The sequence below is a fragment of the Pseudomonas sp. GW456-E7 genome (genome assembly GCF_059424105.1).
This window is the reverse complement of sequence record NZ_JBWKZB010000024.1, coordinates 19172-37645: the sequence shown is the minus strand read 5'-3', so window position 1 is coordinate 37645 and position 18474 is coordinate 19172. Positions and strand designations below refer to the sequence as shown.

Sequence of the window (18474 nt, the reverse complement as noted above, 5' to 3'; positions counted from 1 at the left end):
GACTACTCTCCACCAAGATCGGAAAAGGGTTTAAGCCCACTCAATAATCCATATAAACCGTGCAACGGCACGGGCAACCAGGTGGGGCGATTTTCCGCCTCATAGGCCACTTCATACGCCGCCTTCTCCAGACCGAACAACGCCAGCGCGGCGTCCTCGCCTTCGGGATCTTGCCATGCATGGGCAAGACTAGCTGCCGCCAGCCGATAGGCGTCGACAAATGCTGTTCGCGCTTCACTCAAGTAGCGCTCGGTGACCCGCACACGCGCGGCATCGGCCGCCGCCGTGTTATCGACGTTGTGCACGTTGATCGCCATGGCCGCCGCATAGTCGAAGGAACGCAGCACGCCACTGACATCCTTGTACGGGCTGTGTTTGCCCCGACGTTCATGCAAGGGCCGCGCCGGTTCCCCTTCGAAGTCGATCAAGTACGCATCGCCCTTGATCACCAGCACCTGGCCCAGATGCAGGTCGCCATGCACACGAATGCGCAAGCCACCCGCAGTCTTTTTACCCAACGCTTGTACATGTCCGAGAATGGCTTTTTTGTTGTCCAGTAAATGGCTGACCAGGGTCTGGTCCGCCGGGGTCAATTGATTTTGATGCTGCTTGAGCAAGCTCAGCGCGTGCTCGATTTGCGTTGCGACATCCTTGGCCGAGGCCAGCGCGTCCTTTTGCGTGGTGACCTGCGGCAAGAAGTCCGGGTTGGCATTGGGCACTGCCAGCACCTGATGCATTTCCCCCAGGCGCCGGCCCAGCATACCGGCAAAATCTTTCAGTTCGCCGAGCGCGTTGTAGTGTTGCTCCTGCTCGGACATGGCGTCGGCCAGTTCATCGCGCAGCGCCCGTTCGAGGTTGTTTTGCGTCCATTCCCAGGCATCGCCCTGATTGTTCAGGTAACCCTGGGCGATCATCAGCAGGTTGTCCTCACCCGCCCCGTCCCGGCGCACCACGGCCCCCAGCAGTGGCGAGATATTGCTGAACCCGGCTGCGGTCAGGTAGGCGCTCATCTCAAGCTCGGGATGCACGCCGCTGGCGACCTTGCGGATCAGCTTGAGCACCATGCTGTTGCCGATCACCACCGAACTGTTGGACTGTTCCGCCGACAGGTAGCGCACCGGCGACTCGGCGTTGAGGCCGAGCTTTTCCAGTTCGGCGGTGGACTCGAAGCGAATGTCGCCATCGCTGCTGGGCAATACGGTACCGGCCTGAATCCCTTGCAATACGGCTTGCACGAAGGATTCCAGGCTGAAGGCATCAGTGATCAGGCCGACCTGGCGTCCGCGCCGTACCCGCGACAGCGCCAGCTGCTGCGGTAGCGGTGTACCGACCTGATCCTCGGAGATAAAGCCGAACGGCAGCTGATAACGACTGCTCTGGCCACCGCTGGTGACATTGATCTCACTGAACAGCACCGGATGTTGCGCATCGCCGAAGCGCACGCCGTAGGCCAGATCGACCTGCTCGATGGCGGCGTCCTTGCCGGCGAACCAGCGACGATTCTGCAACCAACTGGGCAGAATGCTCTGCTCAAGGGTGTGGCGTGACGGCGCTTCGAGCAGTTCTTCCATGCGTTTTTTCAGCACCAGCGTGGTGAAGTCCGGCAGGCTCTGTGCGGGTTCCACATGCCAGCTGGGCATCTGGTTTTCCGCGGCGAGGCCGAACCAGTAGAAGCCGTAGGGCGCGAGGGTCAGGAGGAAATTCAACTGGCCGATGGGCGGGAACGCGTTACCCCCGAGCATCTCCACCGGCACCATGCCGACGTAGGCCGACAAATCGAGCTCGGCGGCCTGGGCACTGCGCGACACGTTGGCCACGCACAGGATGACTTCGTGTTTACCGTCCGGCCCGGTGTATTCGCGGGTGTAGGCCAGGATCCGCCGGTTGCTCGGCGACAGCATCTTCAATGTACCGCGCCCGAAGGCCTTGGATTGCTTGCGCACGGCGAGCATGCGCCGGGTCCAGTTCAACAGCGAATGCGGGTCGCCGGCCTGGGTTTCGACGTTGACCGACAGATAGCCGTATTGCGGGTCCATGATCGGCGGCAGCACCAGGCTGGCCGGGTCGGCACGGGAGAAACCGCCGTTGCGGTCGATGGACCATTGCATTGGTGTGCGCACGCCATCGCGGTCGCCGAGGTAGATGTTGTCGCCCATGCCGATCTCGTCGCCGTAATACAGGGTCGGCGTCCCGGGCATCGACAGCAGCAGGCTGTTGAGCAGTTCGACCCGGCGTCGGTCACGCTCCACCAGCGGCGCCAGGCGCCGGCGAATCCCCAGGTTGATCCGCGCGCGACGGTCGGCGGCGTAGTAATTCCACAGGTAGTCGCGCTCCTTGTCGGTGACCATCTCCAGAGTCAGTTCATCGTGGTTGCGCAGGAAAATCGCCCATTGGCAGTTGGCGGGAATATCCGGGGTCTGGCGCAGAATATCGGTGATCGGGAAGCGATCTTCCTGGGCCAGCGCCATGTACATGCGCGGCATCAACGGGAAGTGAAAGGCCATGTGGCATTCGTCGCCGTTCAGGCCTTTCTTGTCGGTGTCGCCGAAGTACAGCTGGGTGTCCTCCGGCCACTGATTGGCCTCCGCCAGCAGCATGCGGTCGGGGTAATTGGCATCGATTTCGGCGCGGATCTGTTTCAGGACATCGTGGGTTTCCGGCAGGTTTTCGTTGTTGGTGCCGTCGCGCTCGATCAGGTAGGGAATCGCATCCAGGCGCAAGCCGTCGATGCCCATGTCGAGCCAGTAACGCATCACCGACAGCACCGCTTTCATCACTTGCGGGTTATCGAAATTCAGGTCCGGCTGGTGGGAGTAGAAACGGTGCCAGAAGTATTGGCCGGCGACCGGGTCCCAGGTCCAGTTGGACTTTTCGGTGTCGAGGAAAATGATGCGGGTGCCGTCGTATTTCTGATCGTCGTCGGACCACACGTAGAAGTCCCGCGCCGCCGATCCGGGTTTGGCCTTGCGTGCGCGCTGGAACCACGGATGCTGGTCGGAGGTGTGGTTGATGACCAGTTCGGTGATCACCCGCAGGCCGCGTTTGTGTGCCTCGGCAATGAAACGCCTGGCATCGGCCATGGTCCCGTAGTCACTGTGCACGCCGCGGTACTCGGCGATGTCATAACCGTCGTCGCGCCGTGGCGAGGGATAAAAGGGCAACAGCCAGATGGTGTTGACGCCCAGGTCGGCGATGTAGTCGAGCTTGGCGATGAGGCCGGGAAAGTCGCCGATCCCGTCGTTGTTGGAGTCGAAATACGATTTGACGTGTACTTGATAGATCACCGCATCCTTGTACCAGAGCGGGTCCTTGATGAACGTGGCTGCCTTGGGTTTCTTCGCCATGTGAAACTCCTGGTGAATTCATAAAGGCCGCTCTCAATACGCCCCTGTAGGAGCTGCCGAAGGCTGCGATCTTTTGATCTTCTCTTTAAAGCAAAAGATCGCAGCCTGCGGCAGCTCCTACAGGAGGGGCGGCGCATTCAAGCAGTGGTGATGCGCCAGATCCCGAACGGCTGGTACGCCGGGTCGATCCGCATGAACTGATGCTTGCCATGCCAGGTCCAGCGATGGCCATTCATCAGGTCTTCGCCCTGGGTGCTGGCGTCGTCGGGCAAACCCATTTCCCACAGCGGCAACTCGAAGTTCGCCTCCTGCACGTTGTGCGGATCGAGACTGACCGCCACCAGAATAAAGTTGCTGCCGTCAAAGCTGCGTTTGCCGAAGTACAGGATGTTGTCGTTCCAGGCGTTGTAGACCTTCAGGCCCAGATGCGTGTGCAGCGCCGGGTTCTGCCGACGGATGCGGTTGAGCTGGGCAATCTCGGCAATGATGTTGCCCGGCGCATTGAAGTCCCTGGGGCGGATCTCGTACTTCTCGGAGTCGAGGTACTCCTCCTTGCCCGGCACCGGTGCCGACTCGCACAACTCGAACCCCGAATACATGCCCCACAGGCCCGACCCCATGGTCGCCAGCACGGCGCGGATGAGGAACCCGGGACGCCCGGATTCATGCAGGAACGCCGGGTTGATGTCCGGGGTATTGACGAAAAAATTCGGCCGGTAGCACTCGCGCCACGGCGATTCGTTGAGTTCGCTGAAGTAAGTCGCCAGTTCGGCCTTGGTGTTGCGCCAGGTGAAATAGGTATAGCTCTGGGAATAACCGACCTTGCCCAGGCGCGCCATCATCGCCGGGGTCGTAAAGGCCTCGGCCAGGAAGATCACTTCGGGGTACAGCGCCCGTACATCGGCGATCAGCCATTGCCAGAACGGCAGCGGCTTGGTGTGCGGGTTATCGACGCGAAAGATCTTCACGCCCTCCTCGACCCAGCCCACCACGATGTCACGCAACTCCACCCACAGGCTCGGAATCGCCTCGGGGGCATAGAAGTCGACGTTGACGATGTCCTGGTATTTCTTCGGCGGGTTCTCCGCGTACTTGATCGTGCCGTCGGGCCGCCAGTTGAACCAGCCGGGGTGCTGCTTGAGCCATGGGTGGTCCTGGGAGCACTGGATGGCGAAGTCGAGGGCGATTTCCAGGCCGTGGGCCGCAGCGGCCGAGACCAGTCGGCGGAAGTCTTCGCGAGTCCCCAACTGCTGGTGAATCGCCTCGTGGCCGCCCTCCTCGCTACCGATCGCATAGGGGCTGCCCGGATCATCGGGGCCTGCCGTCAGTGAGTTGTTCGGGCCTTTGCGGTAGCTGCGCCCGATCGGGTGGATCGGCGGGAAATACAGCACATCGAAGCCCATGTCGTGGATCATCGCCAGCCGCGAATGCACATCGTTGAAAGTACCGTGGCGTTCCGGGCTGTCGGTGATCGAACGCGGAAACAATTCATACCAACTGGCGAACTGCGCCAGCTCGCGCTCCACATCCACCGGGTACTCCGGGCTCAGGCTCAGGTAGGCACGATGATCGACGCGGGCCATGAGGTCGGCGCTACGCGGGTGCAAAAACAGTGCGACCTGCTCGGTTTCGAGCAGTCCTGCCAGTTCATGGTGCAATGCCGCCAATTGCTCACTGAGTTGCCCCTCACTGCGCTCGGCGGCTTGCTGAACCTGGATCCGCCCTTCCTGCAATTCGAGGCTGACGGGCACCGCTGCTATATGCTTCTTTTCCAGTTCGTAGCAAAAACTGGCGAACTGATCGATCCAGGCTTCGATACAGAACAGATAACGGCCCTGACCGTTCACCCGGAACTGCCCCTGCCAACCGTTGTTGCCCAGATCCTGCATGACAGCGCTTTGCCAGACATCCTCGTCCTCGGCCCGCCAGCGCACGCGAACCGCCAGCTTGTCATGCCCGTCGGCAAAGACCTTGGCCGTCACCACCACATCCTGCCCCACCACCGCCTTGACCGCGAACTGCCCGCCGTCAAGGGACGGCATGATGTTTTCCATGACAATGCGCGGCAGCAACAGCGCCTGCGACAGCGGCATGTGCGGGTTGTAGCTCAACTCAGTCGGTTTTTCAGCCGTCATCGAGCCTCTCTCCTTACGCCCCATGGACGCGCTTGTGTCTGGTCGCTACCCCAACGGGCCATCCGCCCCGGGACCTACTCACTTAGGTTCCGAGCGATGGCTGGCGGGAAAAGTTCATCAGCAATTTGCGGAATCAAATCGTTCGCACAGCAGTCCACCTACTTAAGCACGACTCACGCCATGTGCCACTGGAGGCTTGAACCATGACCAATCCATTCCCGGCAGAAACCCCCGATCCAAACATCGATAACCCGGTGATACCGCCGAGCGAGCCACAACCGGTGCCCGAACAGGACCCACCTGGCACAACCCCGCCGCCAAGGGAAGAACCGCCAGCGACGATGCCGCCGGTGATTGTGAATCCTGAATGAAGACAGTTGATCGTTCCTGCCTAGACACCAGGAACGATCATCAAAAATGAATGACACTTCCCAAGTACCTGTAGTACCGATCCCAAAGCGCCAATTCTGCCCGTCCGACACTTTACGAAACTTACACCCCGCGCCTTATATAGCCATCACTTCTTCAGCCTTGAGTGTGGTTAGCCATGAAAACGTTTTTTTCCAGCGTCAGCGAATTCACAAACAGAGCTAGCGCACAGCACCACGCGCTACACCGTGAACGACCACTCGACGGCTGGCCATTCCGTGAAAATATTCAACTACGAATTTCTTTGCTTCGAAGCCGAACGCAATCCCTCTAAACAATCAACCAAAAGCTCAATCATCAGGGAGCTGGAGAAACATCTGCTTCACGGTGATATGGACTACAGCCAGCACGAACTCTGCGAAACACAGAGCAACGAGCAGGAGTCAGGCTGTGAAGCGACTTGCGCAGACAGGGTTAATCCCTGACAGCTCCTAGGGTTGATGATCCTTGTCAATCAGCTTCACGATCCTCGGCATCACACTGAACACCCCCAGCGCCAACAGCGTGCTGAGCACTGCCGTCGCCTCCCGGCCCAGCCCGGTGGCGACGCCGATGGCGGCGGTCATCCATAGGCCGGCGGCGGTGGTCAGGCCCTTGACGTCGCTTTCGTCGCCGTCGCGGTTTTTCAGGATGGTGCCGGCCCCCAGGAAGCCGATCCCGGCAATCACGCCCTGCACGACCCGACTCATGGCATCGGCCTGTGAACCGGACATTTGCGGCACCAGCACGAACAACGCCGCCCCCATCGCCACCAGCATGTGGGTGCGCACACCAGCAGCCTTGCCCTGGTGTTCACGTTCGAACCCGAGAATTCCGCCCAGCACGGCGGCCATCAGCAGACGCACGGTCATCCGCGTCAATTGCGAGGCATCGGTGATGTCGGCGAACTCGGCTTGCAGGGTCACCCAGACTTCGTGCCACCAGGCGTTCATGGTGTTGTCCTTGTGAGGAGCCATGGAGAGTGGACCGCAGCGACCATTAATCGGTCGCACAGAACGATGATCGGCAGTTGCGGCCTGAAACTTCAGATACCCCTGAAAAAGGATTCCGCCATGACCGTTCGCATCGAGAACCAGACTTGCTTTTTCACCACCGAAAATGGCGAACAGATTCGTCTGTGTCCTGACGTGACCATCGTCACCGATGGGCGCAAAGCCATGTCGGCAGTGGACATCGAAGGCCAGCGCATCTACATCACCGAAGCGGAAGCCGACGCCTTGACCGTCGCGGGCGCGGTGGATGGACGCCGACACCTGAAAGCCAGCGACAGTGATTCGGTGATTTGACTGACGTTGATCAACACCCGCCGCAGCTGTTGTGCATAGGCGCTTGCACCTTTGTGCGACGGCTGCTTCAAGTTGTCGCAGGCCGGACGAACACGGCCATCTGATCCGCTTTTTAATGCAATACCTGAGTCTGTTATGCAAACAGATCGCCGCTCATAGTGCTCATGCCTGATGGAGGCTGATGAGCGAAAGACCATGAGCGAAAGAATCCCCGTCCGAACCGTAGAAACATTCGAGCCTTCGCGTCCAAAGACGAAGGCCAAAACCAGCGATAACCTGATCCACACCCGCAGCTTCACCGGGCTGTTCCGCAACCTGCGCATCAGCGGCGCGGGTTTTCTGTTTTTGCTGTTTTTCGGCACCGTGTGGTTGAACTGGGGTGGCCGCCAGGCGGTGCTCTGGGATCTTTCCGAAAGTAAATTCCATATCTTCGGCGCAACTTTCTGGCCGCAGGACTTCATCCTGCTGTCGGCACTGTTGATCATCGCCGCGTTCGGCCTGTTCGCGATCACCGTGTTTGCCGGGCGGGTCTGGTGCGGCTACACCTGCCCACAAAGTTCGTGGACCTGGATCTTCATGTGGTGCGAGAAAATCACCGAGGGCGAGCGCAACCAACGGATCAAGCTGCAAGCCGCGCCGTGGGGCGTCAATAAACTGATGCGTCGCTCGGCCAAACACACCTTGTGGCTGGCCATCAGCCTGCTGACCGGCCTGACCTTCGTCGGCTACTTCACCCCGATCCGGCCCCTGGCCGAAGAACTGCTGACTTTGCAAATGAGCGGCGTCAGCCTGTTCTGGGTGCTGTTTTTCACCGGTGCCACCTACATCAATGCCGGCTGGCTGCGTGAAGCGGTGTGCATGCACATGTGCCCTTACGCGCGCTTCCAGAGCGTGATGTTCGACAAAGACACCCTGACCATTTCCTACGACGTGGCCCGTGGCGAAAACCGTGGCCCGCGCAAACGCGAGGTCAAACCCGCCGAGGCCGGTTTGGGCGACTGCATCGATTGCCAGCTCTGCGTACAGGTCTGCCCGACCGGCATCGACATCCGCGATGGCTTGCAGATGGAATGCATCGGTTGCGCTGCATGCATCGACGCCTGCGATTCGATCATGGACAAAATGGGCTACGCCCGGGGATTGATCAGCTATACCTCCGAACATCAGTTGCACGGTGGCAAGACGCACCTGCTGCGCCCGCGCCTGATCGGCTACACCACCGTGCTGCTGGTGATGATTGCCGCGCTGGTGGTGGCATTGGTCGAACGGCCGATGGTCTCGCTCGACGTCAGCAAGGACCGGGGCCTGTTCCGCGAAAACAGCCGGGGGCAGATCGAAAACATCTACAGCCTGAAGGTGATCAACAAGACCCAGCAGCGTCAGGACTATCAATTGCGCCTGGTCGATGCCGATGATTTCGAGTTGCAGGGCAAGACCGTGTTGAGCCTGGCGCCGGGCGAGATTGTCGACGTGCCGGTGTCGGTGGCGATGCTCACGGAGCGTCCGGCCAGCAGTTCGCAGAGCATCAGTTTCAAGGTAATCGACAGCGATGAGCCTGGCGTCTACAGCGTGGCGAAGAGCCGGTTTGTTGCGCCAATGAATCGCTGAGCCTTTAAGATGTTGACCTTGTTGAAGTGCAGTCTTGTTCTGGCAATGCAATCCTCTGTGGCGAGGGGGCTTGTCGGAACGCCGCACCGCCCCGTTGGGCTGCGTAGCGGCCCCAAAATGGGACTGCTACGCAGTCCAACGGGGGCAAGCCCCCTCGCCACAGGCAATCCCCTCGCCACAATTAATCGAAACGACTCCATTGCGGGACACCGATGAAACGCTACGAAAAATTCGCCGACGACATCGCAGAACTGATCCGCTCCGGCGTCCTCGGACCGGGCCAGCGTGTGCCGTCAGTGCGCTACGCCAGCCAGACCTACGGCGTCAGCCCGTCGACGGTGTTCCAGGCCTACTACCTGCTGGAGCGTCGGGGCCTGATCCGCGCCCGTCCGCGCTCCGGCTATTTCGTCAATGCCCATGCGCCGCGACCGTTTTCCGAGCCGGTGATCAGCAGCCAGGTCAACGAATCCACGGAAGTCGACGTCAGCGAACTGGTGTTTTCGGTACTCGACTCGATCAAGGACCCGAACACCGTGGCCTTCGGCTCGGCATTCCCCAGCCCGACACTGTTCCCCCTGCAACGCTTGTCCCGCTCCCTGGCCAGCGCCACCCGCGAGATGGACCCGCGCATGGTGGTCACCGACATGTCGCCCGGCAACCCGCAACTGCGCCGGCAAATCGCCCTGCGCTACATGGTCGGCGGACTGATGCTGCCCATGGAAGAACTGCTGATCACCAATGGCGCCCTGGAAGCCCTCAACCTGTGCCTGCAAGCGGTGACGCAACCTGGCGACCTGGTGGCCATCGAAGCCCCGGCGTTCTACGCCTGCCTGCAAGTGCTCGAACGCCTGAAACTCAAAGCCGTGGAAATCCCCGTGCACCCGCGCGATGGCATCGACCTCGGCGTACTCGAGCAAACCCTGGAGCGTCATCCGATCAAGGCCTGCTGGTGCATGACCAGCTTCCAGAACCCCATGGGCGCGACCGTGCCCGAGGCCAAGAAACAGCAGCTCGTGGAACTGCTGCGCCGCCACCAGGTGCCGCTGATCGAAGACGATGTCTACGCCGAACTGTATTACGGTCAACAAGCCCCGAAACCGGCCAAGGCATTCGATACCGAAGGCCTGGTGATGCATTGCGGCTCGTTCGCCAAAAGCCTGGCCCCCGGTTACCGCATCGGCTGGGTCGCCGCCGGGCGCTACGCGCAGAAGATCGAACGCCTGAAACTCATGACCTCGCTGTGCGCGTCCATGCCTGCACAGGCGGCGATCGCCGACTACCTGCAACACGGCGGCTACGACCGGCACCTGCGTAAATTGCGTCACGCGCTGGAAGACCAGCAAGCCGCCATGCTCGCCGCCATCGCCCGCTATTTCCCGGCGCAGACCCGGGTCAGCCAACCGGCGGGCGGGTACTTTTTGTGGCTGGAATTGCCGGAGCAGATGGATTCGTTGAAGTTGTTTCAGATGGCGCTGGCGCAGGGGATCAGCATTGCGCCGGGGCCGATTTTTTCACCGACGCAAAGGTTCAGGAATTGTATTCGCTTGAATTATGGGAGCCCGTGGGATGAGGCGGCGGAGAAGGCGATGGAGACGTTGGGGCGGATTGTGCGGTCGTTCTGATGGCTGGATGTTGCCCGTACTATCGCCTTCGCGAGCAGGCTCGCTCCCACAAGGAATCTCGGGTGTTCACAGACTTTGCGTACACCAGGTAACCCTGTGGGAGCGGGCTTGCCCGCGAAGAGGCCAGCACTGACAACGCAAACCTCAGTTCAACGCCCACCGCCGAGATCGACAAATGTCCCCGTCGCATAAGAAGCCTTGTCCGACAACAACCAGACAATCGCCTCCGCCACTTCATCCGGACGCCCGCCCCGGGCCATCGGGATCGCCGATTCAAGCTTGCTGACCCGGTCCGGATCGCCGCTCAAGGCATGAAAATCGGTGTAGATGTAGCCCGGGCGCACGGCGTTGACACGAATCCCCTCTCCCGCCACTTCCTTGGACAGGCCGATGGTGAAGGTGTCGAGCGCACCTTTTGACGCCGCGTAGTCGACGTATTCGTTGGGCGCGCCCAAGCGTGCGGCCACCGAGGACACGTTGACGATGCTGCCGCCCTGCCCGCCGTGCTTGGGCGACATGCGCAGGATCGCGTGCTTGGCGCAGAGGATCGGCGCCAGGACGTTGGTTTTCATGATCTTGAGGATGCGGAACTCGGACATTTCGTCGACCCGGGACTTTTGCCCCACGGTGCCGGCGTTGTTCACCAGCGCCGTGACCCGGCCCAGTTCACTGTCGACCCGATGAAACAGCGCGATGACTTCGTCCTCGATGCTGACATCGGCCCGTACTGCAATGGCTTGCGCACCGAGGGCGCGGACTTGCTCCAGCACGCCGAGTGCGGCCTTTTCGTCCGCCTGGTAGTTGATGCAGATCCGATAGCCTTGCGCCGCGGCCAACAGTGCGGTGGCGGCACCAATGCCGCGGCTGCCGCCGGTGATGACGATGACTTTGTCCATGCGAGCCTTCCCCCAATCAAAGCTTAAGCGGTCGGGGGCAAGAATAACCGCCATTGGTGGTTTTTGCATGAATTCGGCAGCGTTTGCACAGACGCCATCGCGGGCAAGCCACGCTCCCACAGAATATGTAAAACCTGTGGGAGCGTGGCTTGCCCGCGATGAACGATGACACGGACTGTCAAGCCAGCGCCAATCGCTCCGAGCGATGGATTTCCACCATGAAACCTGCGGCCGGCAACGGATGCCCCAGCAGGTAACCCTGCAACGAGTCGCAGCCCAGTTGCGTCAGGAAGTCCTGCTGCGAGTCCGTCTCCACACCCTCGGCAACGATGCGCAACCCCAGCGCCTGGCCGAGCGCCACGATGGCCGAAACGATGGCGGCGTCATCGCTGTCGCGCTCCAGGTCGCGGACAAAACCGCGGTCGATCTTCAGTTCGTTGGCCGGCAGGCGCTTGAGGTACATCAAACTCGAATAACCGGTACCGAAATCGTCGATGGACAGGTCGACGCCCATTTCCGAGAGTTCCTGAAGCACCGTCATGCTCGCGTCGGCATCGCTCATGGCGGTGGTTTCAGTGATTTCCAGGGTCAGGCTGTTGGCCGGCAGATGGTGAGTCGCCAGTGCCTTGGCAACGCTCTGGACCAGTCCGGCATGGCAAAACTGGATGGCCGACAGGTTCACGGCGATGCGCCAATCGGTGTAGCCCAGCACGTACCACTCGCGCATCTGGCGGCACGCTTCGTTGAGCACCCACTCGCCGATCGGAATGATCAGCCCGGTTTTTTCCGCCAGTTCGATGAACTTGTCCGGCAACAGCAACCCCTGCGTCGGATGCTCCCAGCGCAACAGGGCCTCGGCGCCCACTGGCCGGCCATTGGCGGCATCGAACTTGGGCTGGTAATGCAGGCTGAATTGCTGATGTTCCAAGGCATTGCGCAAGTCCTGCAGCAATTGCAGTTGCTTGCGCGCGTTGTTGTTCATCGAGGCGTCGAAAAAGCTGTAGCCGTTTTTACCCGCGCCCTTGGCGTGGTACATCGCCGCATCGGCGTTCATCAGCAATTCGTGGGCGGACTGCCCGTTACCCGGATAGAGCGCGATGCCGACACTGGCGGAAATGTGCAAATCATGTTCGGCAACCCGGAACGCCTGCGCGATCAACCCGACCTGGCGGGCCGCGAGGTTCAACGCATCGTTCTGCTCGCTCAATTGCACCAGCAACACGAACTCATCGCCGCCGATGCGCGCCAGGGTGTCCTGGCTGCGCAAGTCTTCGCGCAGGCGCAGGGCCACTTCGCGCAACAGCAAGTCGCCCATGTGGTGACCGAAGGCATCGTTGACGGGTTTGAAGCCGTCCAGGTCGATGAACATCAGGGCAAAGCAACCACCCTCTTCACGAACCCGCGACATGGCCTGATCGATTCGGTCGGCGAGCAACGTCCGGTTCGGCAACCCGGTGAGGGTGTCATGCAGGGCCAATTGGGTCAGTTCACGGTTGGCTTCGGTCAGCGACTGGGCCAGGCTCGCGGTGCGGGCCTCCAGGCGTGCGTCGAGGATCGAGGTCAGCAAGGCAATGCTCAGCACCGCCAGCGTGGTGATCAGCACCAGGTTGTCCAGGCCCTTGCCGCTCAACCCATCGACCGCCGCCCCGCAAAAGCTGCCATCGGCAAAGCGTGCGGCGGCCATCCCGGTGTAGTGCATGCCGACGATGGCGATGCCCATGATCACGGCGGCACCGCCACGGATCAGACGGACATAAGGCGTGTGTTGGCGCAAACGGAAAGCGATCCACAATGCCGCGCCCGAAGCACCGACAGCGATCATCAGCGAAGCGCCGAACAGCGTCGGGTCATAGTCGATGCCCGGTTGCATGCGCATGGCAGCCATGCCGGTGTAGTGCATCGCGCTGATGCCGGCGCCCATGACCAGCGCGCCAAAGGCCAGTTGCCACGCCGGCAGTTGCGGCTGGCTGACCAGCCACAGCGCAAAACCGCTGGAGAGCACCCCGATCAACAGCGACAACAGGGTGATTGCGCCGTCATAGCCCAGATCGATCGGCAACTTGAATGCGAGCATGCCGATAAAGTGCATCGACCAGATGCCGATGCCCATGGCAATGGCCCCGCCCGCGGTCCACAAATGCACCGCGCGGCCTTTGGCAGTGGCAATGCGTCCGGTCAGGTCGAGTGCGGTATATGAGGCGAGAATCGCGACACAGAGCGAAATGATAACCAGGGTGGGGGAATAGCTACCGATGAGCATGGGGACTTCTCGCGAATGCCCCCGTTAATGGTATTGATTCTCGGCGGGGGAAAATGCGGCGATTGTACTGATTCCGAATGAGAACGCACCCACAAAATTAGCAAAGGGCCATCAGTCCGATGAAACGCTTGTTTTAAGGTTTTACATTAACTCACGTCAAGCTGCTGGCACCACAAAACCTGTGGGTGCGAGCTTGCTCGCGATGGCTGCGTCACATTCAGCATGAATGTTGCCTGAACCACCGCTATCGCGAGCAAGCTCGCTCCCACAGGGATTGCGCTATTGGCTGTCGCTCACTTCAAGCTGTCCATCCCAGCCACCCCCCAATGCCGCAATCAACTGCACGCTGGCGATCAGGCGGCTTTGCAACAGGTCCAGGTTGCTGCGCTCATTGCTCAGCGCCGCCGCCTGGGTCACCACCACATCGATGTATGCGATCAAGCCGGCCTTGTACTGGTTCTGGGTCAGGCGCAACGATTCACGGGCGGCGTCCAGCGCCTGTTGGCGCACGACGGCTTCGTCCTGCAGCACCTTGAGCTGCACCAGGAAGTTTTCCACTTCGCGGAATCCGTCCAGCACGGTCTGGCGGTACTTGGCCACTGTTTCGTCATAGGCCGCTTCACTGCGGTCGACTTCCGCCGAGCGCTGGCCGCCGTCGAACAGGGTCATGGCCAATTGCGGCCCGACCGACCAGAAGCGGTTCGGCAGGCTGAACAAGTCTTTCGAGGTACTGCTGCTGTAACCACCGTTCAAGCTCAGGGTCAGGTCCGGGTAATAGGCAGCCTTGGCCACACCGATGTTGGCGTTGGCAGCCATTACCGAGCGTTCGGCGGATGCGATGTCCGGGCGACGCTCCAGCAGCTGCGAAGGCAGGGCCAGCGGCACTTGTGGCAACTGCGGAATGTCCTGGCTTTCCGCCAGGCTGAACTGCGCCGGCGGCAGGCCGATCAGCACGGCAATGGCGTTCTCGAACTGGGCGCGTTGCCAGATCAGGTCGATCATGTCCGCTTCGGTGCTCTTGAGCTGGGTCTGGGCCTGGGCCACGGCGTCCTTGCCGGATACGCCGGCGCGGTACTGGTTCTCGGTCATTTTCAGGGAGCGCTGATAAGCCTCGACCGTGTCCTGGAGCAGACGCTTCTGACCATCGATCACGCGCAATTGCAGGTAATTCTGCACCAGCTCCGACTGTTGACTCAGGCGCATGGCCGCCAGATCGGCAAAGCTTGCCTGGGCATTCGCGGTGTCGGCTTCCAGGCCACGGCGCAGCTTGCCCCACACATCCGCTTCCCAACTGACCCCCGCCTGGGCCGAATACGTGTCGCGAATACCGCTGGACGAACTGCTCAGGCTGGAGTTGCTGCTGCCGGTGCCCTGGCTCGAACGGTTCTTGCTGACGTTCAGGTCGACCGTCGGGAAAAACGCCCCGCGTGCGCTGCGCACCAAGGCCTGGGCCTGACGGTACTGGGCTTCGGACTGGGCGACAGTCTGGTTGGCGCTGTTGAGCTTCTCGATCAGGCCATTGAGCTGTTGATCGCCATACAGCTCCCACCATGCGCCGCGCGCCAGGGCATCGCTCGGGTTGGCCTGGCGCCAGCCTTCTGCGGCCTTGTATTGCGCAGGTTCCGCGGTTTGCGGGCGCTGGTAATCCGGGCCGACGGCGCAGGCACTGAGCATCGCCACGCACAGTGACAGGCTCAGCAGACGCGAGCCTCGAGCCGTGATCAGCGGTGCAGCCAGGTTGAAAAGCGAACGTTCAGTCATAGCGGAGTTTCCAGAGCAGCATCGGTACGCACCCCACGCCATTTGTTGAAGCGATGGCGCAGTTTGTCGAGATAGAGGTAAACCACCGGCGTGGTGTAAAGCGTCAGCACCTGGCTGAAGATCAGCCCGCCGATGATGGTCAGGCCCAGCGGCTGGCGCATTTCTGCCCCTTCGGCGCGGCTCAGCAGCAACGGCAAGGCGCCGAGGATCGCCGCCAGGGTGGTCATCAGGATCGGTCGCAAACGTTGCAGGCAGGCACTGCGAATCGATTCCAGCGGCGCCATGCCCTGATGCCGCTCCAGCTGCAACGCCAGGTCGATCATCAGAATGGCGTTTTTCTTGACCACGCCGATCAGCAGAAACAGCCCCAGCAACGAAATCAGGCTGAACTCGCCGCCCAGCGCATAGATCGACAGCAACGCGCCGACCCCGGCGGATGGCAGGGTGGACAGGATGGTCAGCGGATGAATGTAGCTTTCGTACAGCACACCCAGCACCAGATACACCGCCACCAACGCCCCCAGAATCATCCACGGCTGACTTTTTTGGGTCGCCGCGAAAGCGTCGGCTGTGCCGGCCATTTTCGCGATCACCTCTTCCGGCAGCCCGACCTTGGCAATCGCCCGCTCGATGGCGGCACCGCCCTGCTCCACGGTCACGCCTTCGGCCATGTCGAAGGCAATGCTTTCCGAGGCGAACTGGCCTTCGTGGCTGACCCGGTCGTTTTCCAGGCTGTTTTCGTAATGGGCGATGGTCGACAGCGGGATCCGCGCGCCATCGGCGGTGATCACCTGGACCTGCTTGAGGGTGATCGGGTCCTGGGCGTATTTCGGGTTGACCTCCATCACCACCTGATACTGGTTGAGGCTGTCGTAGATGGTCGAAATCTGCCGCTGGCTGTAGGCGTTGTTCAGCACCGCCGTGACCATCTCCATGTCGACACCCAGGCGCTTGGCCTGGTCGCGGTCGACGATCAGGGTCACTTGCCGGGCGCCCCGGCCTTCCCGCGCATCGATGGCCGTCAGTTCCGGCAAGGCCTTGAGCGCGGTGACGACTTTCGGATACCACTCGCGTAATGCCCCGAGATCCCCGCTTTGCAGGATGTAGGAGTATTGCGAGGTGGTCTGTTCACGGCCGCCACCGAACTGCAGGTCCTGGTCGGCCATGAGCATCAGCTGAGCGCCGGGTACTTTGGGCATTTCCTTGCGCAGGCGTTCGATGACTTTCTGCGCGGAAATGTTGCGCTCCTTGATCGGCTTCAGGCGTACCAGCATGAAGGCGTTGTTGGTGCCGTTACTGCCGCCGATGAAGCCGGCGACGCTTTCTACCGCCTCATCCTTCAATACCGCTCGACGGAAAATCTCCATCTTCGGCTGCATCACGCTGAAGGACAGGCCGTCGTCGCCGCGCACGAAACCGATCAGCTGACCGGTATCCTGCTGAGGTAAAAATGCTTTAGGAACAACAATATACAGCGCAATGTTCACGCCAATTGTCACGAACAGACTGAGCAACGTCAGGCGTTTGTGGCGCAGCACCCAGTCGAGGCTGGTGGCGTATTTGCCAACCATCCAGTCGTTGGCCCGCCGGCTCCAGCGTTGCAGGCGGTTCTCCTGCCCCGGCGTGTGCGGCTTGAGCCAGCGGGCGCAGAGCATCGGGGTCAGGGTCAACGACACCAGCAACGAAACCACGATGGCCGCCGCCAGGGTGATGGAGAATTCGCGGAACAGGCTTTCAATGATCCCGCCCATGAACAGGATCGACAGGAACACCGCCACCAGCGACACGTTCATCGACAGCAAGGTAAAGCCGACTTCCTGGGCGCCGAGGTAGGCTGCCTTCATCGGCCGCACGCCTTCGTCGATGTGCCGGGAAATGTTCTCCAGCACCACGATGGCATCGTCCACCACCAGCCCGGTGGCCAGGATCAGCGCCATCAGCGACAGGTTGTTCAGCGAAAAGCCGTAGAGGTACATCACGGCAAAGGTACCGACCAGCGACACCGGCACTGCCAGGGTCGGGATCAGCGAGGCGCGGAAGTTACCGAGGAACAGGAACACCACCAGGATCACCAGCGCCACGGCGATCAGCAGGGTCATTTCCGCTTCATGCAGCGTGGCCTTGATCACCGGAGAACGGTCCATGGCCAGGTTCAGCTTGACGCTGGCCGGCAACACCGCCTGCAACGCCGGCAACTGCGCCTTGATCTCGTTGACCGTCTCGATGATGTTGGCCCCGGCCTGCCGGTTGATCACCAGCAGCACCGCCGCGTCGTCGTTGAAGAAACCGCTGTTGTAGCGGTCTTCGACGCCGTCGCTGACCTTGGCCACGTCCTTGAGGCGCAAGGCCGCGCCGCCGTTGTAGTGGATGATCAGCGACTCGTAGTCCTTGGCTTTTTCCAACTGGTCGTTGGCCTGGACCTGCCACAGCCGCTGATCGTCTTCCACCGAACCCTTGGGCCGGCGTACGTTGGCATTGGCGATGGTATTGCGCACATCGTCCAGGGCCACGCCGTACTGGTTCAGCGCCTGCGGTTCGAGTTCGATACGCACCGCCGGCAGCGAACTGCCGCCGATCTGCACCTCGCCGACGCCCTGCACCTGGGACAGGCTTTGGGACAGGATGGTCGAAGCCAGGTCATAGAGCTGGCCTTTTTCCAGCACATCGGAGGTCAGCGACAGCACCATGATCGGCGCCTGGGACGGGTTGACCTTCTTGTAGGTCGGCATGCTGCGCATCCCGCTGGGCAGCAGGTTGCGCGAAGCGTTGATGGCCGCCTGCACTTCCCGCGCCGCACCGTTGATGTCGCGGTCGAGGTCGAATTGCAGGATCACCCGGGTCGATCCCTGGCTGGACCGGCTGCTCATGGTGTTGACCCCGGCAATCGCGCCGAAGGAACGCTCCAGCGGCGTGGCCACGGTCGACGCCATGACTTCAGGGCTGGCCCCGGGCAGGCTGGCCTGGACCACGATCACCGGAAAGTCCATTTGCGGCAGCGGCGACACGGGCAGCAAACCGAAGCTCACGCCGCCCAGCAGCATGATGGCCAGGCTCAGCAACATGGTCGCGACCGGGCGCTTGATGAAAGGTCCCGAGAGATTCATCGATGACCGCTCCCGGCACCAACCCGCGA

The 18474-nt window shown here is 61.2% G+C and carries 11 protein-coding genes; 4 read left to right on the top strand and 7 right to left on the bottom strand.

Translation table 11 applies throughout. The features are described from left to right. Positions 1–2: 2 nt before the first annotated feature. Together treS and AC07YV_RS16695 are read right to left on the bottom strand one after the other, a co-directional pair. Complete coding sequence (treS, locus tag AC07YV_RS16700; protein WP_102700041.1) at positions 3–3344, bottom strand: maltose alpha-D-glucosyltransferase; 3342 nt, start codon at positions 3342–3344, stop codon at positions 3–5. Positions 3345–3481: 137 nt separating this feature from the next. Next, a complete protein-coding gene (locus tag AC07YV_RS16695; protein WP_102700040.1) occupies positions 3482–5479 on the bottom strand; it encodes an alpha-1,4-glucan--maltose-1-phosphate maltosyltransferase in 1998 nt (665 codons plus the stop codon). A 203-nt stretch (positions 5480–5682) separates the two neighbouring features. Between AC07YV_RS16695 and AC07YV_RS16690 the strand changes: the two genes are divergently transcribed. Beyond that, positions 5683–5850 carry a hypothetical protein gene (locus AC07YV_RS16690; RefSeq protein ID WP_172435747.1) on the top strand — a complete coding sequence of 56 codons (168 nt, stop codon included), beginning with the start codon at positions 5683–5685 and terminating at the stop codon, positions 5848–5850. A gap of 489 nt (positions 5851–6339) precedes the next feature. On the opposite strand, the gene AC07YV_RS16685 is transcribed toward AC07YV_RS16690, so the two are convergent. After that, positions 6340–6840 (bottom strand): MgtC/SapB family protein, encoded by a 501-nt coding sequence (locus AC07YV_RS16685; RefSeq protein WP_102700039.1) that lies wholly within the window; start codon positions 6838–6840, stop codon positions 6340–6342. A gap of 120 nt (positions 6841–6960) precedes the next feature. Between AC07YV_RS16685 and AC07YV_RS16680 the strand changes: the two genes are divergently transcribed. The 3 genes from AC07YV_RS16680 to mapR all read left to right on the top strand — a co-directional run bounded on the left by AC07YV_RS16680 (position 6961) and on the right by mapR (position 10424). Further along, on the top strand, positions 6961–7194 hold the full coding sequence (locus AC07YV_RS16680; RefSeq protein ID WP_015095303.1) for a DUF3203 family protein: 234 nt from the start codon (positions 6961–6963) through the stop codon (positions 7192–7194). Positions 7195–7389: 195 nt separating this feature from the next. Beyond that, the gene (ccoG, locus tag AC07YV_RS16675) at positions 7390–8802 is read left to right on the top strand and encodes a cytochrome c oxidase accessory protein CcoG (protein WP_102700038.1); all 1413 of its coding nucleotides are present in this window, start codon (positions 7390–7392) and stop codon (positions 8800–8802) included. Between the two features lie 212 nt (positions 8803–9014). Then, entirely contained in the window at positions 9015–10424 is a 1410-nt protein-coding gene (gene mapR / locus AC07YV_RS16670) for a GntR family transcriptional regulator MpaR (protein ID WP_102700036.1), read from the top strand. A 149-nt stretch (positions 10425–10573) separates the two neighbouring features. On the opposite strand, the gene AC07YV_RS16665 is transcribed toward mapR, so the two are convergent. From AC07YV_RS16665 to AC07YV_RS16650, 4 genes are all read right to left on the bottom strand, one after another. Continuing rightward, a complete protein-coding gene (locus AC07YV_RS16665; protein ID WP_102700035.1) occupies positions 10574–11320 on the bottom strand; it encodes an SDR family oxidoreductase in 747 nt (248 codons plus the stop codon). A 178-nt stretch (positions 11321–11498) separates the two neighbouring features. Beyond that, positions 11499–13580: a putative bifunctional diguanylate cyclase/phosphodiesterase gene (locus AC07YV_RS16660; RefSeq protein WP_102700034.1), complete on the bottom strand. Its 2082-nt coding sequence runs from the start codon at positions 13578–13580 to the stop codon at positions 11499–11501. 279 nt (positions 13581–13859) lie between these two features. Next, positions 13860–15341, bottom strand: a complete 1482-nt coding sequence (locus AC07YV_RS16655; RefSeq protein ID WP_102700033.1) for an efflux transporter outer membrane subunit — start codon at positions 15339–15341, stop codon at positions 13860–13862. After that, positions 15338–18445 carry an efflux RND transporter permease subunit gene (locus AC07YV_RS16650; RefSeq protein WP_102700032.1) on the bottom strand — a complete coding sequence of 1036 codons (3108 nt, stop codon included), beginning with the start codon at positions 18443–18445 and terminating at the stop codon, positions 15338–15340. The genes AC07YV_RS16655 and AC07YV_RS16650 overlap by 4 nt, the downstream gene beginning before the upstream one ends. Between the last annotated feature and the right edge of the window lie 29 nt (positions 18446–18474).